Origin of the sequence: Streptomyces bobili (assembly GCF_002154575.1) — a bacterium.
GTDB classification, from domain to species: Bacteria; Actinomycetota; Actinomycetes; order Streptomycetales; family Streptomycetaceae; genus Streptomyces; species Streptomyces bobili.
In genome coordinates this window covers 41,907-56,291 of record NZ_MUBA01000056.1, presented here as the reverse complement: position 1 = coordinate 56,291, position 14,385 = coordinate 41,907, and the positions used below count along the sequence as shown (strand labels likewise).

The 14,385-nt window shown below is 68.9% G+C and carries 16 protein-coding genes; 12 read left to right on the top strand and 4 right to left on the bottom strand.

Features of this window, described 5'->3' with window-relative positions; all coding sequences use genetic code 11:
- Positions 1 to 2 precede the first annotated feature (2 nt).
- The 5 genes from BZL64_RS05285 to BZL64_RS05265 all read left to right on the top strand — a co-directional run bounded on the left by BZL64_RS05285 (position 3) and on the right by BZL64_RS05265 (position 5,045).
- On the top strand, positions 3 to 926 hold the full coding sequence (locus tag BZL64_RS05285) for a carbohydrate ABC transporter permease (RefSeq protein WP_086766637.1): 924 nt from the start codon (positions 3 to 5) through the stop codon (positions 924 to 926).
- Positions 927 to 1,004: 78 nt separating this feature from the next.
- A complete protein-coding gene (locus BZL64_RS05280) occupies positions 1,005 to 2,447 on the top strand; it encodes a GH1 family beta-glucosidase (RefSeq protein WP_086766635.1) in 1,443 nt (480 codons plus the stop codon).
- A 144-nt stretch (positions 2,448 to 2,591) separates the two neighbouring features.
- On the top strand, positions 2,592 to 3,014 hold the full coding sequence (locus tag BZL64_RS05275; RefSeq protein ID WP_244205200.1) for a hypothetical protein: 423 nt from the start codon (positions 2,592 to 2,594) through the stop codon (positions 3,012 to 3,014).
- Positions 3,015 to 3,164: 150 nt separating this feature from the next.
- Positions 3,165 to 3,632 carry a MarR family winged helix-turn-helix transcriptional regulator gene (locus BZL64_RS05270; RefSeq protein WP_086766631.1) on the top strand — a complete coding sequence of 156 codons (468 nt, stop codon included), beginning with the start codon at positions 3,165 to 3,167 and terminating at the stop codon, positions 3,630 to 3,632.
- A gap of 297 nt (positions 3,633 to 3,929) precedes the next feature.
- Positions 3,930 to 5,045, top strand: coding sequence for an LLM class flavin-dependent oxidoreductase (locus BZL64_RS05265; protein WP_086766629.1), 1,116 nt, complete (start codon positions 3,930 to 3,932; stop codon positions 5,043 to 5,045).
- Positions 5,046 to 5,208: 163 nt separating this feature from the next.
- Here the strand turns inward: BZL64_RS05265 and BZL64_RS05260 are convergent, their stop codons facing one another.
- Positions 5,209 to 6,186 carry a sigma-70 family RNA polymerase sigma factor gene (locus BZL64_RS05260; protein ID WP_086766627.1) on the bottom strand — a complete coding sequence of 326 codons (978 nt, stop codon included), beginning with the start codon at positions 6,184 to 6,186 and terminating at the stop codon, positions 5,209 to 5,211.
- 379 nt (positions 6,187 to 6,565) lie between these two features.
- Here BZL64_RS05260 and BZL64_RS05255 point away from each other — a divergent pair, with 379 nt between their 5' ends.
- A complete protein-coding gene (locus BZL64_RS05255) occupies positions 6,566 to 7,471 on the top strand; it encodes a hypothetical protein (RefSeq protein ID WP_086766625.1) in 906 nt (301 codons plus the stop codon).
- A 498-nt stretch (positions 7,472 to 7,969) separates the two neighbouring features.
- Here the strand turns inward: BZL64_RS05255 and BZL64_RS05250 are convergent, their stop codons facing one another.
- Together BZL64_RS05250 and BZL64_RS05245 are read right to left on the bottom strand one after the other, a co-directional pair.
- Entirely contained in the window at positions 7,970 to 8,554 is a 585-nt protein-coding gene (locus BZL64_RS05250) for a DinB family protein (protein WP_086766623.1), read from the bottom strand.
- 196 nt (positions 8,555 to 8,750) lie between these two features.
- Positions 8,751 to 9,257, bottom strand: coding sequence for a hypothetical protein (locus BZL64_RS05245; protein WP_143662994.1), 507 nt, complete (start codon positions 9,255 to 9,257; stop codon positions 8,751 to 8,753).
- A 416-nt stretch (positions 9,258 to 9,673) separates the two neighbouring features.
- Between BZL64_RS05245 and BZL64_RS05240 the strand changes: the two genes are divergently transcribed.
- The 5 genes from BZL64_RS05240 (at position 9,674) to BZL64_RS40495 (ending at position 13,245) form a co-directional block, all read left to right on the top strand.
- Entirely contained in the window at positions 9,674 to 10,327 is a 654-nt protein-coding gene (locus BZL64_RS05240) for a hypothetical protein (protein ID WP_086766619.1), read from the top strand.
- Between the two features lie 87 nt (positions 10,328 to 10,414).
- The gene (locus BZL64_RS05235) at positions 10,415 to 11,263 is read left to right on the top strand and encodes a hypothetical protein (protein WP_086766617.1); all 849 of its coding nucleotides are present in this window, start codon (positions 10,415 to 10,417) and stop codon (positions 11,261 to 11,263) included.
- Between the two features lie 138 nt (positions 11,264 to 11,401).
- Complete coding sequence (locus BZL64_RS05230; RefSeq protein ID WP_086766698.1) at positions 11,402 to 11,848, top strand: DUF3592 domain-containing protein; 447 nt, start codon at positions 11,402 to 11,404, stop codon at positions 11,846 to 11,848.
- Positions 11,849 to 12,475: 627 nt separating this feature from the next.
- Positions 12,476 to 12,628 carry a hypothetical protein gene (locus BZL64_RS39740; RefSeq protein WP_158101504.1) on the top strand — a complete coding sequence of 51 codons (153 nt, stop codon included), beginning with the start codon at positions 12,476 to 12,478 and terminating at the stop codon, positions 12,626 to 12,628.
- Positions 12,625 to 13,245 carry a Mu transposase domain-containing protein gene (locus BZL64_RS40495; RefSeq protein ID WP_208639366.1) on the top strand — a complete coding sequence of 207 codons (621 nt, stop codon included), beginning with the start codon at positions 12,625 to 12,627 and terminating at the stop codon, positions 13,243 to 13,245. Before BZL64_RS39740 ends, BZL64_RS40495 begins: the two co-directional genes overlap by 4 nt.
- Positions 13,246 to 13,261: 16 nt before the next feature.
- Here the strand turns inward: BZL64_RS40495 and BZL64_RS05220 are convergent, their stop codons facing one another.
- A complete protein-coding gene (locus BZL64_RS05220; RefSeq protein WP_341868782.1) occupies positions 13,262 to 13,750 on the bottom strand; it encodes a hypothetical protein in 489 nt (162 codons plus the stop codon).
- Positions 13,751 to 14,026: 276 nt separating this feature from the next.
- Here BZL64_RS05220 and BZL64_RS41900 point away from each other — a divergent pair, with 276 nt between their 5' ends.
- Positions 14,027 to 14,221 carry an ATP-binding protein gene (locus BZL64_RS41900; protein ID WP_341868783.1) on the top strand — a complete coding sequence of 65 codons (195 nt, stop codon included), beginning with the start codon at positions 14,027 to 14,029 and terminating at the stop codon, positions 14,219 to 14,221.
- Positions 14,222 to 14,385: the final 164 nt, after the last annotated feature.

The following is a 14,385-nucleotide window of genomic DNA, read 5'->3' as shown; positions in this document are numbered from 1 at the left end:
TCATGACCACAGAGAGCCTCCCGGTCCGGACGGACGCGCCCGCCCGGACCGCCACGAAGAAGCCCGCCGCGCGCGGCGGCCGTCGGCTGCTGGGCCAGCGCGCCGGCCGCCAGCACCACGCCGGTCCGCTCGCCTACGTCCTGCTGACCGTCACCGCCATCCTGTCGATCTTCCCGCTGTACTGGACGATGGTGGCCGCCTCGACCGACAACACCCGCGTCAGTCAGACGCCGCCGCCGTTCCTGCCCGGCCCCAATCTCTTCAGCAACCTCGCCCGCGCCTGGGACGAGGCGGCGATGGGCAAGGCCATGATCAACAGCCTGATCGTGGCCGGTGTCATCGCCCTGTCCACGGTCATGTTCGCGACGCTGGCCGGGTTCGCCTTCGCCAAGCTGCGCTTCAAGGGCCGCAACGTGCTGCTCATGCTGGTGATCGGCACCATGATGGTGCCGCCACAGCTCGGTGTCGTACCGCTGTTCATGATGATGTCCGAGCTGGGCTGGTCACAGGAGTTGCCCGCCGTCATCTTCCCCACCCTGGTGAGCGCGGTCGGCGTCTTCTTCATGCGGCAGTACCTGTCGGAGGCGCTGCCGGACGAACTGGTCGAGGCGGCACGCGTGGACGGCGCGCACTCGCTGCGGATCTTCTGGAGCATCGTGCTGCCCGTGGCGCGCCCCGCGATGGCCGTCCTCTTCATGATCACGTTCGTGCACGCCTGGAACGACTTCTTCTGGCCCTTCGTGGTGCTCGACATGACGAACCCGACGGTCCCCGTCGCCCTCACACAGCTCAGCGCCGGATACGTCAGGGACCAGTCCCTGATCATGGCGGGCGCACTCCTCGGCACGCTGCCGCTGCTGGCCATGTTCATCGTCTTCGGCCGCCAGATCGTCAGCGGCATCATGGCGGGCGCCGTCAAGGGCTGACCGCCGCACCTGCCCCACCGCAAGCTGGCGCCCGCACACCGCCACATCAGCGAACAGCCCCATTGTGAAAGGACTTTCGTGGTCACCGCAGCACAGCAGCAGACCCCTTCCGCCCCGGACGCCTCCCGCAGCTTCCCGAAGGGCTTCCTCTGGGGCTCCGCGACCGCCTCATACCAGATCGAGGGGGCCGCCGCGGAGGACGGGCGCACGCCGTCCATCTGGGACACCTACGCCCGCACGCCGGGCCGGGTCCGCAACGGCGACACCGGTGACATCGCCACCGATCACTACCATCGCTGGCGCGAGGACGTCGCCCTCATGGCCGGCCTCGATATCGGCGCCTACCGTTTCTCCCTCGCCTGGCCCCGGATCCAGCCCACCGGCCGCGGCCCCGCGGTGCAGAAGGGTCTCGACTTCTACCGGCGGCTCGTGGACGAGCTGCTCGACAAGGGCATCCAGCCCGTCGCCACCCTCTACCACTGGGACCTGCCGCAGGAGCTGGAGGACGCCGGCGGCTGGCCGCAGCGGGCCACCGCCGAGCGGTTCGCCGAGTACGCCGCCCTGGCCGCCGACGCACTGGGTGACCGGGTGAAGACCTGGACCACCCTCAACGAGCCCTGGTGCAGCGCCTTCCTCGGCTACGGTTCCGGCGTGCACGCCCCCGGCCGCACCGACCCGGTCGCAGCCCTGCGTGCCGCCCACCACCTCAACCTCGCCCACGGTCTGGCCGTCCAGGCACTGCGCGACCGCATCCCCGCACAGGCCCAGTGCTCGGTCACCCTCAACATCCACCACGTCCGCCCACTCACGGGCAACGACGCCGACGCCGACGCGGTCCGCCGGATCGACGCGCTGGCCAACCGTGTCTTCACCGGACCGATGCTGCGCGGCGCCTACCCGGAGGACCTGCTCAAGGACACCGCGTCGCTGACCGACTGGTCCTTCGTCCGCGACGGCGACCTCGACCAGATTCGTCAGCCGCTCGACTTCCTCGGCGTCAACTACTACACCCCCACCCTCGTCTCCCGTGCCGACGGCAGCGGCACCCACACATCGGACGGGCACGGAGGGAGCGCCCACAGTCCGTGGCCGGCCGCCGACGAGGTCGCCTTCCACCAGCCCCCGGGCGACACCACCGCCATGGGCTGGGCCGTGGACCCCAGCGGCCTGTACGACCTCCTGCGCCGCCTGGCGTCCGATTTCCCCGAACTGCCGCTGGTCATCACCGAGAACGGCGCCGCCTTCGACGACTACGCCGACCCCTCGGGCCATGTCAACGACCCCGCCCGCATCGCCTACCTGCGCGGCCACCTGGCCGCCGTCCAGCAGGCCATCGCGGACGGCACCGACGTGCGCGGCTACTTCCTGTGGTCGCTGCTGGACAACTTCGAGTGGGCGCACGGCTACAGCAAGCGCTTCGGCGCCGTCTACGTCGACTACCCGACCGGGAACCGTACTCCCAAGGCCAGCGCCCGCTGGTACTCCGACGTCGCGCGCACCGGAATCCTGCCCAGTGCCTGACCGGTCGGGGTAGAGCACTCGCCCGTCGCCCGTCGCCCGGTGCGCCGGCGATGGCCGGTGGGCTCCGGTCGTGTCGGGAGAGGAGGGTGGGATGATCTCCTCCTCTCCTGTACGCCCGGCGACGTCATGTCTGCCGGATGGCCGGTGACCGACGAGGAAGACGAAGGATCGATGACGCTGAACGTGGGCCAACGGGTGCGGCTGGCGGCGGACCTCCGGTTGGCCGGGTCGGTGACCCCAGCCGAGGAGCCTGCGGAGGAGTGGGCTGCGTGCGCTGCTTCCGTGGCCCTGGCAGCAGGCATCGAGGGCACGGTCGAGCGTGTGGACGAACATCACCGGCAGCAGAGCCACGAGGTCCGTGAGTACCTGCGCCTCAAGTCGCTCCTCGACGACTTCGGCCACCAGATGCCGCCCGGGAGCAGAAGGCAGCTGGAGGAGCAGGTAGGAGTGTTGGAAGAGCAGTGGGCCGCCTACCAGCGACGGACGCTCCGCGTCACGGTGCGGGTCCGGCTCGACAATGGATTCGTCCTCGACGAAGTCCCCGCGGGGGCTTTCGTCTCTGCCTGAACAGGCGCCGCCGCGGCGCTCGCGGCCCGCGCTGCCGGGCATGGCCGCAGCGAAGGCCGCCCTGCCCGCGGCCAGGGCGCTGCTTGCCTCCCGGACCGGGGTTGGCCTCGTCCGACTCGGTGACTCATCAACCCCTCTACACTCGCTTGTATGGATGAAGAAGCGCGGTGGTTGACGGCAGAGGAGCAGCGCGCCTGGCGGGGCTTTGTCCGGTTGCACGAGCGGCTTGGCGGGCGCCTTGCGCGCCTGTTGCAGAGTGAGTCGAAAATGTCGGCCGCGGATTTCGCGGTGCTGGTCAATCTGACCGATGTGCCGGACGGGCGGCAGCGTTACCAGGATCTGGGCCGGGTGCTCGAGTGGGAGAAGAGCCGGATGTCGCACCACATCGCGCGCATGGCCGGACGGGGACTGGTGGTGCGTGAGGAGTGCCCCGATGACGCGCGGGGAGCGTTCGTGGTGATCACAGATGCCGGACGGGCGGCGGTCGAGGCGGCGGCTCCGCGACATGTGGAAGCGGTGCGGGAGCTGTTCCTGGACCATGTGACCCCGGCGGAGCTGCGGATGTTGGCCGACATCTCCGAGCGGGTGGTGGCGAAGCTGGACGAGGACGTCGCCTGATCGGCCGACCGCAGTACTGCCCGGCAGCCGGGGCGCCCTGAGATCGCCACGGGCCTGCGAGCCGGATGCCGTTCCGGACGGACGGGCGGGGGAGTGGGTCCGATCGTCGATGGGCGTGCCTACTGGCCCATGTCCGTGTCCCGTGTCCCGTGTCCCTGTCCCGTGTCCGTGTCTCGTGTCCCTGCCTCTTGCCCGTGTCGGCGTCTGGGGTGGTGGCGCGTACGGGCGGAATACGGATGTGACGGGGAGAGTTACGGAATGATGGTTGATGTATCAACTCCAGAAAGGCTGATCACGATGCAGTTCGGCATCTTCACCGTCGGTGATGTCGCCATGGACCCGGCCACGGGCCGTACGCCGACCGAGCACGAGCGGATCAAGGCGATGGTCGCCATCGCGCAGAAGGCCGAGGAGGTCGGCCTGGACGTCTTCGCCACCGGCGAGCACCACAACCGGCCGTTCGTGCCGTCGTCCCCGACCACGATGCTGGGCTGGATCGCGGCCCGCACCGAGCGCATCATCCTGTCCACCTCGACCACGCTGATCACCACCAACGACCCGGTGAAGATCGCCGAGGACTACGCGATGCTCCAGCACCTGGCCGACGGCCGCGTGGACCTGATGATGGGCCGCGGCAACACCGGTCCGGTCTATCCGTGGTTCGGCCAGGACATCCGTGACGGGATCGGCCTCGCCGTCGAGAACTACGCCCTGCTGCACCGGCTGTGGCGCGAGGACGTCGTGAACTGGGAGGGGAAGTTCCGCACGCCGTTGCAGGGGTTCACCTCCACCCCGCGTCCGCTGGACGGCGTACCGCCGTTCGTCTGGCACGGCTCCATACGCTCCCCGGAGATCGCCGAGCAGGCCGCGTTCTACGGCGACGGCTTCTTCCACAACAACATCTTCTGGCCGAAGGAGCACACCAGGAAGATGATCGACCTGTACCGGGAGAGGTACGCACACTACGGTCACGGCAGCGCCGAGCAGGCGATCGTCGGCCTGGGCGGCCATGTCTACATGCGCCGCAACTCCCAGGACGCCCTCCGTGAGTTCCGCCCCGTCTTCGACAGCTCACCGGTGATGGGCGGCGGGATGTCCATGGAGGAGTACATGGAGCAGACCCCGCTGGCCGTCGGTACCCCGGAGCAAGTCATCGAGAAGACGCTGTCCTTCCGCGAGTACGCCGGTGACTACCAGCGCCAGCTGTTCCTGGTGGACGGCGGCGGAGTCCCGCTCACCGTGGTGCTGGAGCAGATCGACATGCTCGGAGAGGAGGTCGTGCCCGTCCTGCGGAAGGAGTTCGCCAAGAACAGGCCGGCCCAGGTGCCCAACGCCCCCACCCATGTCTCGCTGCTTTCCGCTCGCGGCACCGGCACAGGCCTCGCGCAGGAGCAGGCGGCCAGCCCAGGTTGATGCATCAACAACTGCGCCGAAAGTTGACTGTTGACGTATCAATCACTAGCGGATCACTGAGTCCTTCGGACTGCTGCCCGCCGCGCTCCACCGTCATCGCCAGGAGCTGGCCGCGCCCGCTCCCGTCGCCCATACCCGAGTCGAGGGCACCGGCAGCACGTGGTCAGGCACGAGCGCCGGTGGGGGCGTCCGCGGCCAGGCGGTCCGGCAGGCTGAACAGCGGGAAGAGGCGTTCGGTGTCACGGAATGCCGTGATGCCGGTGATCCGGTCGCCGGAGAATTCGACGACCTGTAGGGCCCACGGCACGTAGCCGGTGCCGTCGGGGAGGGGACGGTACTGGCCGAAGGCGGGGGAGCCGTTCGCCGTGGTCGGGATCAGGCGTGAGCCGAGGCAGCCGATCGCGGGGCCGGTGAGCCACGCCTGGATGTCGGGTACGCCGCGCATCCATTTCGCGTACGGGGGCAGGCACAGCGTGGCATCGACGTGGAGGAGCATGTTCAGTTCCTCCATGTCGTAACGGGAGAAGGCCGCGGCGTACCGCTCGGCCAGCACCCGGCGGAGGCTGTCGTCGCCCGGCCCGCCCGTCACCTGGCGGCGGGCGGCCAGCGTCGTCCGGGCCCGCTGCAGGGCACTGTTGGCCGAGGCGACGGTGGAGCCGTGAAGGTCGGCGACCTCGCGTGCCGAGAAGCCCAGGACGTCCCGCAGGATCAGCGTGGCCCGCTGTCTGGGCGGCAGGTGCTGAAGGGCGGCGATGAACGCCAGCCGCACCGAATCGCCCGTCGCCGCGGCTGCCTCCGGATCGCCGCCAGGGCAGGGCCCCACCCACGCGGCGGCATCCTGCGGGGGTGCCGGCACTGCGGCGCCCTCGCTCGGGCCGGACAGGTCCATCGGCAGCGCCCGCCGCTTGGCCGAGGCCAGCGCGTCCAGACAGACATTGGTCGCGATGCGGTACACCCACGACCGCAGCGCCGACCGGCCCTCGAAGCGGTCGATGCTCCGCCAGGCCCGGACCAGCGTCTCCTGCACGGCGTCCTCGGCCTCGGCGTACGACCCCAACATCCGGTAGCAGTACCCGGTCAGCTCTCTCCGGTACCCCTCAAGCCCTTCCGCCGCCGTACCGGCCACCCTGGCATCCCCCATGCCGCACTCCTTCAAGACGTTCGGGTCACTGAACCGGTGATCACTGTAGGGCCGAGCTGCGGCGGAAGCACGCGGCACCTCAGCGCCCTGACTTCGGGGTGAGCTGGGCGAATGCGCCTGCCCTTGCCTGCCCATTCCTTCCTGTGCCGTCCAGCTCGACCCGGCCCTCGTCCCGGACCACGATTCGGTCGGCGACGGCCACGTTGCCTTGATCAGACGCTGACCGTGCCGACCTGCATGACGTCCTCCGTCGCGCCGCCGCCCCGGTCACGGAACGAGCGGGCGGCGAAGGTGACGGCGAGGCAACGCTCCATGGCCATAACCCGTCTCGTCAACCGAGATGGCGCTGAGTCGGTGCCCATCAGGAACGGAGCGAAAAGTGTTGATCGGCTTGCTGACCGCCGTTGCGGCATCCGTCTGTTACGGCACAGGCTCGGTCCTGCAAGCCGTCGGGTCCCGCAGGTCCGCGCGCAGTGGTGCGGCCACCACCGAGTTCGGGGGACCCAGCCTCTCCTCCACCGCGAAGGCCGCGATGACCTGGGAATTCATCGTCGGTACGATCCTGGACTTCGTGGGCTTCGCACTGGGCGCACTGGCTGCTCGGCTACTGCCCCTGTTCCTTTCTCAAGCCGTGATCAGCGCCAATCTGGTCGTCACCGCGGTGCTGAGCGTGAGGCTCCTGCGTATCCGGCTGACTCGCGCCGAGTGGACGTCCATCGGCGTGGTCTGCGGGGCGCTCGTTCTGCTCGCGACGGCGGCGGGGGAGGAGGGCAGTGGACACGGCGTCCCGATCGCCACGCACTGGTGGCTCCTGGCGATCTCGCTTGCTCTGATGGCGGGCGGCACGCTCGCGGTACGTCTCCTCGGTCCCCGCGCCGCGATTCTTGCCGGACTGCTGTCCGGACTCGGTTTCGGTGCGCTCGGCGTGGGCGTCCGCGTCCTGAACGGCGTCACCCCCTTCGATCCGGCCGCCATGCTGACGGATCCCGCCTTGTACGCGATCGTGACGGCCGGTGTAGGTGGGATGTACCTGCACACCGTCGCCTTGCAGATCGGTTCGGTCAACGGGGCCACGGCGGCCCTGGTCGTCGGCGAGACCGTATTGCCCGGCGCGATCGGCGTGCTGTGGCTCGGCGACGCCTCACGGGCTGGCCTCGCCTGGATGGCGGTGCTCGGCTTCGTCCTGGCGGTGGCAGGCGCAGTCGCGGTGGCATGGTTCGGCGGGCCTGCGGCGCACATGGAGGAGCAGCCGCAGCAGGCGCCGGAACTGACTCCCACCGGCTGAAGAGGAGGCCGAACAGGCCCCTACCGACTACGCGTTCGCGTTGGAGGCCCCGTACGACGACCCGTGCGAGGCTCCCTGCTGATCGACCCGGCAAGGCCCGCGCCGCCAGATGAGCCACCTTTCACCGCCGGGTTCGAGAGGGGAAGCCGGCCGCGTTCAGGAAGCCGTGAAGCACGGCGCTGGTCGGGCGCGTAGACGCCTTGCTCGACAGCAGAGGTCGGCCGGGAGGGAATCCCCGCAGCACAAGGAGCCAATTCAGCACGCGAGCCCGACGGCTGCGAGCCAAGCGGTGCAGAGGGAACGACTCGGCGGGGCTGTCGCCGGCGCGGAGAGGTTTCCGGTCGGTACGGCGGCTCATCGCGCGCAGTCGCTGCCGTGCGTTGAGGAAGCCGCCCGGTCACAGCAACGCCCTGCCACAGCAACGCTGCGCCTTCACTGGCAAGACGGTAGGCAAGCGCCGGCAGGGAAAGCTGATGTCAGGCTGCCTGGTGCACCCAACTAAGCCGTGATCGGTGCGGCCGACCTGGCGGCCTGCTCGATCTTCGCGCGGTAGGCGGCGCGGGCTTCCTCGTCGATCTGCTGCTCGTGTTCGGCGCGCACCCCGGTCCGGCCGTCGAGGCCCTCGCGCAGGATGTCGGCGTGCCCGGCATGCCGGATGGACTCGCCGAGGACATGGACCATGACGGCGAACAGGTTCGTGTTGGGAGAAGGCTCCGGCCACCACGGCACGTGACCGGGGGCGTCGAGGGGAAGCTCGTTGATCGTCGCGTCCGAGTGTTCCCACGTGCGCCGGTAGAAGGCGATGATCTGACCGCGGGTCTCGCCCTCGGCCGCCCATTGATCGCTGCCGTTGGAGTCCTGCCACCGGGGCAGCGGTTCCGGAGAAGGGCGGTCGAAGACCTCGCCGAAGTACCTGGCCTCGACGGTGGCGACGTGTTTGACCAGGCCGAGGAGGTTGGTCCCGGTCGCTGTCAAAGGTCGGCGGACGTCGTATTCGGACAAGCCGTCGAGTTTCCAGAGCAGCGCCTCGCGGTCCCGCCGCAGTCTCCGGTGCAGGTTGTCTTTCGCGAATTCATCGATCATGCGCCATGAGCCTGCCACGGGCTGATCGCGGTCTCAAATCCCGTACATGGTCAGCGACGGCTGGCAGAGCCGAGGGCCTGGCCATGGCCGCCGTTGCTCACACCACGCTCACGGACAGCACTGCCTCGGGGCGAAGAGCGGGCGGGCGCCGTCGTCGGCCCAGGGCGCCCGCGAGGGCGTAGGGCCGAATGACCTGTCAGGGGTGGTACGAGAGGTAGACGATGGGGGACCACGCAGTGCACAGAGTCCCGCTGCACGCTCGCACCTGAATTGTGTAGGTGGTGTATTGGCCCTGGGCATGCGTGGCGGTCAGCACGAGCTTGCGCGAGCCGGCCGCGTAGTCGTTGTACCTATGGGTCTCGCCCGCAGGTGAGAGCGTCCACTTGACCTTGTACCAGGAGGGCGCCTTGTAACCACCGTAGTAGAGGGTGACCGTGTTCTTGCAGCGGTCGTATCGCGCGCCGGCGTAGGGGGTCGTGGAGTACTTCCACTTCAGTGGAGCGCTCCCTACGGGGGTGCCTTTGTTGTAGGTCTCGCCGTCCGTGTAGCACGGCGTATACGGCCCCTTGACGCTGCTCCGAACCTGTGCGGTCGCCTCACTCGCACCAGCACCGGGGGCGGCCGTGAGGCCTGCTACGAGAAGCCCGCCGGCTGCCGTGACCGTCATGGTGGTGCGCAGTCTGGTGGCTGAAAGGTTCTTCATGTATACCGTCCTCCCTCACCTGAGCGGTGTGTTCGGTACGTCGTGCCACAACTGCAATCATCCCGCCGGTGTGACTCCGACGCGACTCGTACGCTGCTTGATACAGCGTTTGACCAGGTCGTTTTCAACCATCCGAACTCGAAGACCGTCAGGACCATCGCGAACCGCTGCCAGGACGACAGCCTGCCCGAGCCCAGCAGAACGCCGAGCCTGTGCCGCCTCGGGGAGGTGTCCGTCGCGGAGTCGTCCCGCGCAGCAACGGGCCCTTGTGCGGGAGACCCTGATGGACCGCCAGAGGACTCAAGCGGGCCGGCCCTGTGCTGTGGCGTGGGAACCTGGGCCGAACATCACCTGTCGACACACGCCGCCGTCGTCACCGTCGCCCTGGCACGGGCGCTGGACCTGAGGCCTGCACGATGACCAGTTTCCTGACCCACCGAGCGCGCGTGCACGACGCCCGCCTCCCTCTCCGCCGACGGCACAACGCGCTGCGGACCTGCATCACCCTCTTCGCGCCATATGGTTTCCGGGCGACGTACCACCACCTCACCCTCAGCGCCGCGATCCCACGGCGGCTGGAGGCCGATCCGGACGCGCTGGTGCGGGCGGTGGAGGAACTCCATGAGGCGAGGGTGCTGTGGCTCGCGCGGACGCAGGAGTACGCCGCGCGGCGCCGGGCCGAGAAGCGGGCTGGGCGGCGGGCTGTGGCGAACCCGCGACCGTGGTGGCTGCGGAGCTGGTGGGAGGGCCAGGACCGCGCCTGGTACGAAGACCCGTTTCGCCATCCGCCGCTGCGGCTGCCCGAGTACGTCCGGCGACAGAACGCGATTCTGGACGGCGCCGATCTCCCTGGCTGCCCAGCCTGCGGGGACGCCAGACCGCTGGAACCGATCTCGACCGGGCACAGCTGGGTCGGGCTGTGCCGTGGGTGCGCGTGGGCGCCGGTGCCGTGTCCGTGCGGGCACCGGCACCGGCTCGTGCCGCAGGTCACCTACGGCTGGAACGAGATCTGGCAGCGGGCGCACATGAGCGATGACGGCACGCCGAACCCACACCGGTCTGCGGGCTGAGGGGCTGTCCTGCGATGGCTGGGAATCCTTGTGGTCTTGTCACCCTTCAGGCCGGCGGCGGGACGGGAGGAACAGTTGAATGCTCTGGTGACGGACTGGACGCGGGTGGTTGATGCTCACGGGGCGGTTGGGCGGGTGCCACTGCTCCTGGACCGGGTGGAGCGAGAGGAAGCTCCTGAGGCGTGGGAAGAGCTGTGGGACCGTCTCTGCCTTCACGGTGAGACGGTCTCCGCGGCGAGCTTCGCTGCTCTCCCGCGCTTGGCAGCCCTGGCTCCCACGTCCGCCCAGGCGCTCGAACTGGCCGGCGCCATCGTGCGTGGCACGTTGCGGCACCCTGACGCTGAAGCGCTGCTCGCGAGCTGTTCCAACGAGGTCGCCCGGCTGCGGCAACTTGTCGACCAGAGGCTGCGGACCCGTCCGGCCGACTACAACCGGCTCTTCGGTGATCTGCTCGCCCTTGCGGGACACCACCACTGGAGTGCCTCCCTGGGGGACTTCGACGACGACTTCTATGCCGTGTCATGCCCCCGCTGCGAAGCGGAGGTCACCATCGCGGTAGGCGACTACGGCTGCTACTCGGCCATGCGGGACTGGGATCGGGGCGACGTCGAGCGGCGGACGCTACGGCCCGCCCCGGCCGAGGAGCTTCGTGACCCGGGCCGATGGATGCACGCCACAGCCGGCCGGGACGGGCAGCACAGGCTCGCCGAGGGGATCAGACACGTCTTCGGCTGTGCGGAGTGTCCGGCTTGCGGCACTGTGTTCAGCATTGCGGAAGCGCACACGGCCGCGAACCTTCCTCCAGTCCTTGAAACGTACGTGGCGGCGGTCCATGACCGGCCGGCCGGCCGGCGGCGAACCGGCCGTGCGCGCCTGCTCGTCGCCGTGAATGGTTCTGGTTACGCTGCGTCATCTGACTGCTGCGGGCCCTGGTAGCGGGTGTGCCTTGCGTGCCGACCGGAACACACGACCAAAAATCCCGGCGACCGGACCACAGCCGTGCCGCAAGGACGCATCGCCGACGGTCCGCGGGTCTGGCTGGTCCGGGTCGACGGACGTCTCCTGGAGGATCCCGTGGAAGCCCTGTTCAACGTCGTACCCGTCCTCCTCATCGCCCTTGCGGTATACGCGGCCGTCGTCCTGCTGCGCCGGTCCCGCCAGGTCAGTGCCGCCTGGTCCAGGGGAGACACCGCGCAGGCGCGGTGTGTCAGGTCGTACACGACGACCAGCGGCGGTGGTGACAGCACGGTGCGCACGACACTGCACCACGTCTACGAGTTCACCGCCCGTGACGGGCACGTCATCCGGTTCGACGAGGAGGGCGGGCCGTCGACCACGATCGAGGGCGACCTCGTCACCGTGCACTATCTGCCGGAGCGCCCCCAGCAGGCCACCGCCAAGGCCCCGGCTCGAGGAAGGCTCGCCGCCAGCACGGGTGCCGCGATGCTCTTCCTCGCCGTCTTCATCGGCTTCGCTGTCTTCCTCATGATCGCTTGGAACTCGGACAGCTCCATGCCCTGACATCCCGTCTTCCAGGGGGCATTACGACGGCCGCCGGACGCTTCCTTGCAGCGGCGCGCGAGCTGTGCGCGGCGGCCGCTGGACGAAGTCTCCAGTCGCAGCCGATGCCGCCACCGTCTTGGGCCGGGCGCGCCCCACCAGTGAACGGAGCCTTCTCGGCCGGCTGCTTCCTGGCTGGCGCCTTCTCCACCTGGCGGGCCGCTTCATGCCGAGGGCCGGCGACTGCCGCCGCCCCGCTTGAGGCGTTGTGTACGGGACTGGACCGTCCCTGCGCACCGTCCGGGCACGGGGTGCCCACGAGCCGGCGTACCGGCCGTGGATTCACGAGCCGGGCCGGTGGCTGCAGTTCGACTGGGGCGAGGGGCCGTGCATCGCAGGGCGGTCGGACCTGGCTGTTCTGCGCATGGCTGTCCTGGTCGCCGTTTCGGGTGGTGATCCCGGTCTGGGACTGCACGGTGGGCACGCTGGCGCCTGCCTGGACACCACGCTGCGGCGGATCGGCGGGGCGCCTACGTATGTGCTGACCGACAATGCGAAGACGGTCGCCGTCGAGCACATCGCCGGGATCCCGGTGCGGCATCCGCAGATGGTCGCCGCGGGCCGGCACTACGGCTGCCAGGTGGTCAGTTGCGTGCCTACGACCCGGAATCGAAGGGTGGTGCGGAGGCCACGGTCCGGATCGCGAAGGCCGACCTGGTGCCCACCAACGCGAATTTTCTGGCCGCCTACGACACCTTCGCAGAGCTCACCAATACGTGCCTGACCTGGTTGATGCGGTGAACTCGCGCCGTGACAGGGCGACGGGGCAGATACCCGGCGACCGTCTGGACGTCGAACGCACCACGCTGCATGTCCTGCCCATCGAGCCGCTCGCGCTTGCACTGGGCGAGGAGAGAATGGTCGGCTCGGAGCGCACCATCAACTTCAACGCGGTGCGCTACTCGACCCCGCCGGGCTATACCGGCGACAAGGTGTGGTGCCGGGCGGCCGGCGAGAAACTATCCATCACCGCCCGCACCAACTCCGGGGACCCGTCGGAGGTTTGGCGCCCACGATCTCTCCACCCGGGTGTTCCACAGATCATCGACGCCCACCACTCCGACCAGCCCGACGGCCGCAGCATCCACCAGCCGTGGCTGCGGTCCCGCTCGGAGGCGGAGATCGCGTTCGTGGGCATCGGCCCCGGGGCCGGGCGCTGGTTCAAGGAAGCCGGACCCGCCGGCGCCACCCGCATCCGCGCCAAGATGGCCCGCGCGGTCGAGCTGGGGCTGAAGAAGCAGCACCGCCAGGAGATCCAGGCCCTGCGGGACGCACTGGAACAGGCCCACTGCGAGAACCTTGGCCTCCGCCGCGAGCTCAACCGCCGCGGCTTGCCTGGACAGGTCCAGCCCCGCTGACCTGCGGGCAGCGAACCTACGCATCCGAACGCAGGCCGAGGGCACTGTGCTGCACAGCCCCAGCGGGAACATCCGCATTCCCGGACCTCTCGCGGGCCAACTCCACCAACTTCTCCCGGAGTTCTCTCGCTGGCTCGCCGAGAACTATCGCGCTGAGCACCAGGTCCAGCATCAGACGGTCATGGTCGGTCGAGTTCCCGTGCAGGCCCCCGCGGCCAGCTTCCACGACGGCTGAGGCGATCCGCCGGCCACCGCCCTCGACAGGTGCGAACGTCGCTTCAAAGACGCCAAAGCCGGTCCAGCTCCGGTGCAGGAATACGACATCGCCCTCAACGACAACGTTCCACTTCTCATCCATACCCCTGGACCGGTAACCGAGTTGGATGCGCTCCCACTCCTCATCCGACCAGATCCGGTCCGGCAGGACACCGATTGCCGTGGGGACCATGATCGACTGGAGCGGTTTGCGAAACGAGGATCGGGTCACGCGTTCGTCAGCTGGCATGCCGAGATCCTACGGACAGGACCCACCACAGGACAGAAGCTTTATGCTGGCCAACCCTTGCATCTATGTCTTCGACGTCGCCACCAGGGCGATCGCCCGGACCGATTGCTTGACCCCAGATAACCGACGGGACAGGCAAGAGCCACTTCACCGACGGCCTGGCCCAGGCCGCGATCGAGAACGACCTGCGGGTGTTCTGGTTCACCCTGGAAACGCTCAGCGCCGCGATCGGGAAGCCGAAGGTCGACGGGTCCACCGCACGGGACCGTCGCCCGGATCTGCCGCGCGGACCTCATCGTCATCGACGACATCGGCCTGCTGCCCGTCGGGGAAGACGCCGCCGAGGCGTTCTACCGCATCATCGACGCCGCCTACGAACTCCGGTCCATCGCTGGGACCAGCAACATCCACCCCCCAGCTTCGACACTTCGACACGATCATGCCGAAGACTCTCGTGGGCGCAAGCACTGACCGCCTCATGCACCACGCTCACCTCGTGACCACCACCGGCGACTCGCACCGCCTCGCCGAGGCCCTCGCAGGGAAGGGAGCAGTCCCCCTGAACTGACCCCCATCCCCGGGAACACCACTCGCCGCACCTGGATTTCTATGGACACCAGCTGGACACCCAACGG

Coding starts and splice junctions, on each gene's coding strand:
- BZL64_RS05240 (WP_086766619.1), top strand. CDS start 9,674: ATGACCAGTTTCCTGACCCACCGAGCGCGCGTGCACGACGCCCGCCTC.
- BZL64_RS05265 (WP_086766629.1), top strand. CDS start 3,930: ATGCAGTTCGGCATCTTCACCGTCGGTGATGTCGCCATGGACCCGGCC.
- BZL64_RS05250 (WP_086766623.1), bottom strand. CDS start 8,554: ATGATCGATGAATTCGCGAAAGACAACCTGCACCGGAGACTGCGGCGG.
- BZL64_RS05245 (WP_143662994.1), bottom strand. CDS start 9,257: ATGAAGAACCTTTCAGCCACCAGACTGCGCACCACCATGACGGTCACG.
- BZL64_RS05220 (WP_341868782.1), bottom strand. CDS start 13,750: ATGCCAGCTGACGAACGCGTGACCCGATCCTCGTTTCGCAAACCGCTC.
- BZL64_RS05260 (WP_086766627.1), bottom strand. CDS start 6,186: ATGGGGGATGCCAGGGTGGCCGGTACGGCGGCGGAAGGGCTTGAGGGG.
- BZL64_RS05270 (WP_086766631.1), top strand. CDS start 3,165: ATGGATGAAGAAGCGCGGTGGTTGACGGCAGAGGAGCAGCGCGCCTGG.
- BZL64_RS05285 (WP_086766637.1), top strand. CDS start 3: ATGACCACAGAGAGCCTCCCGGTCCGGACGGACGCGCCCGCCCGGACC.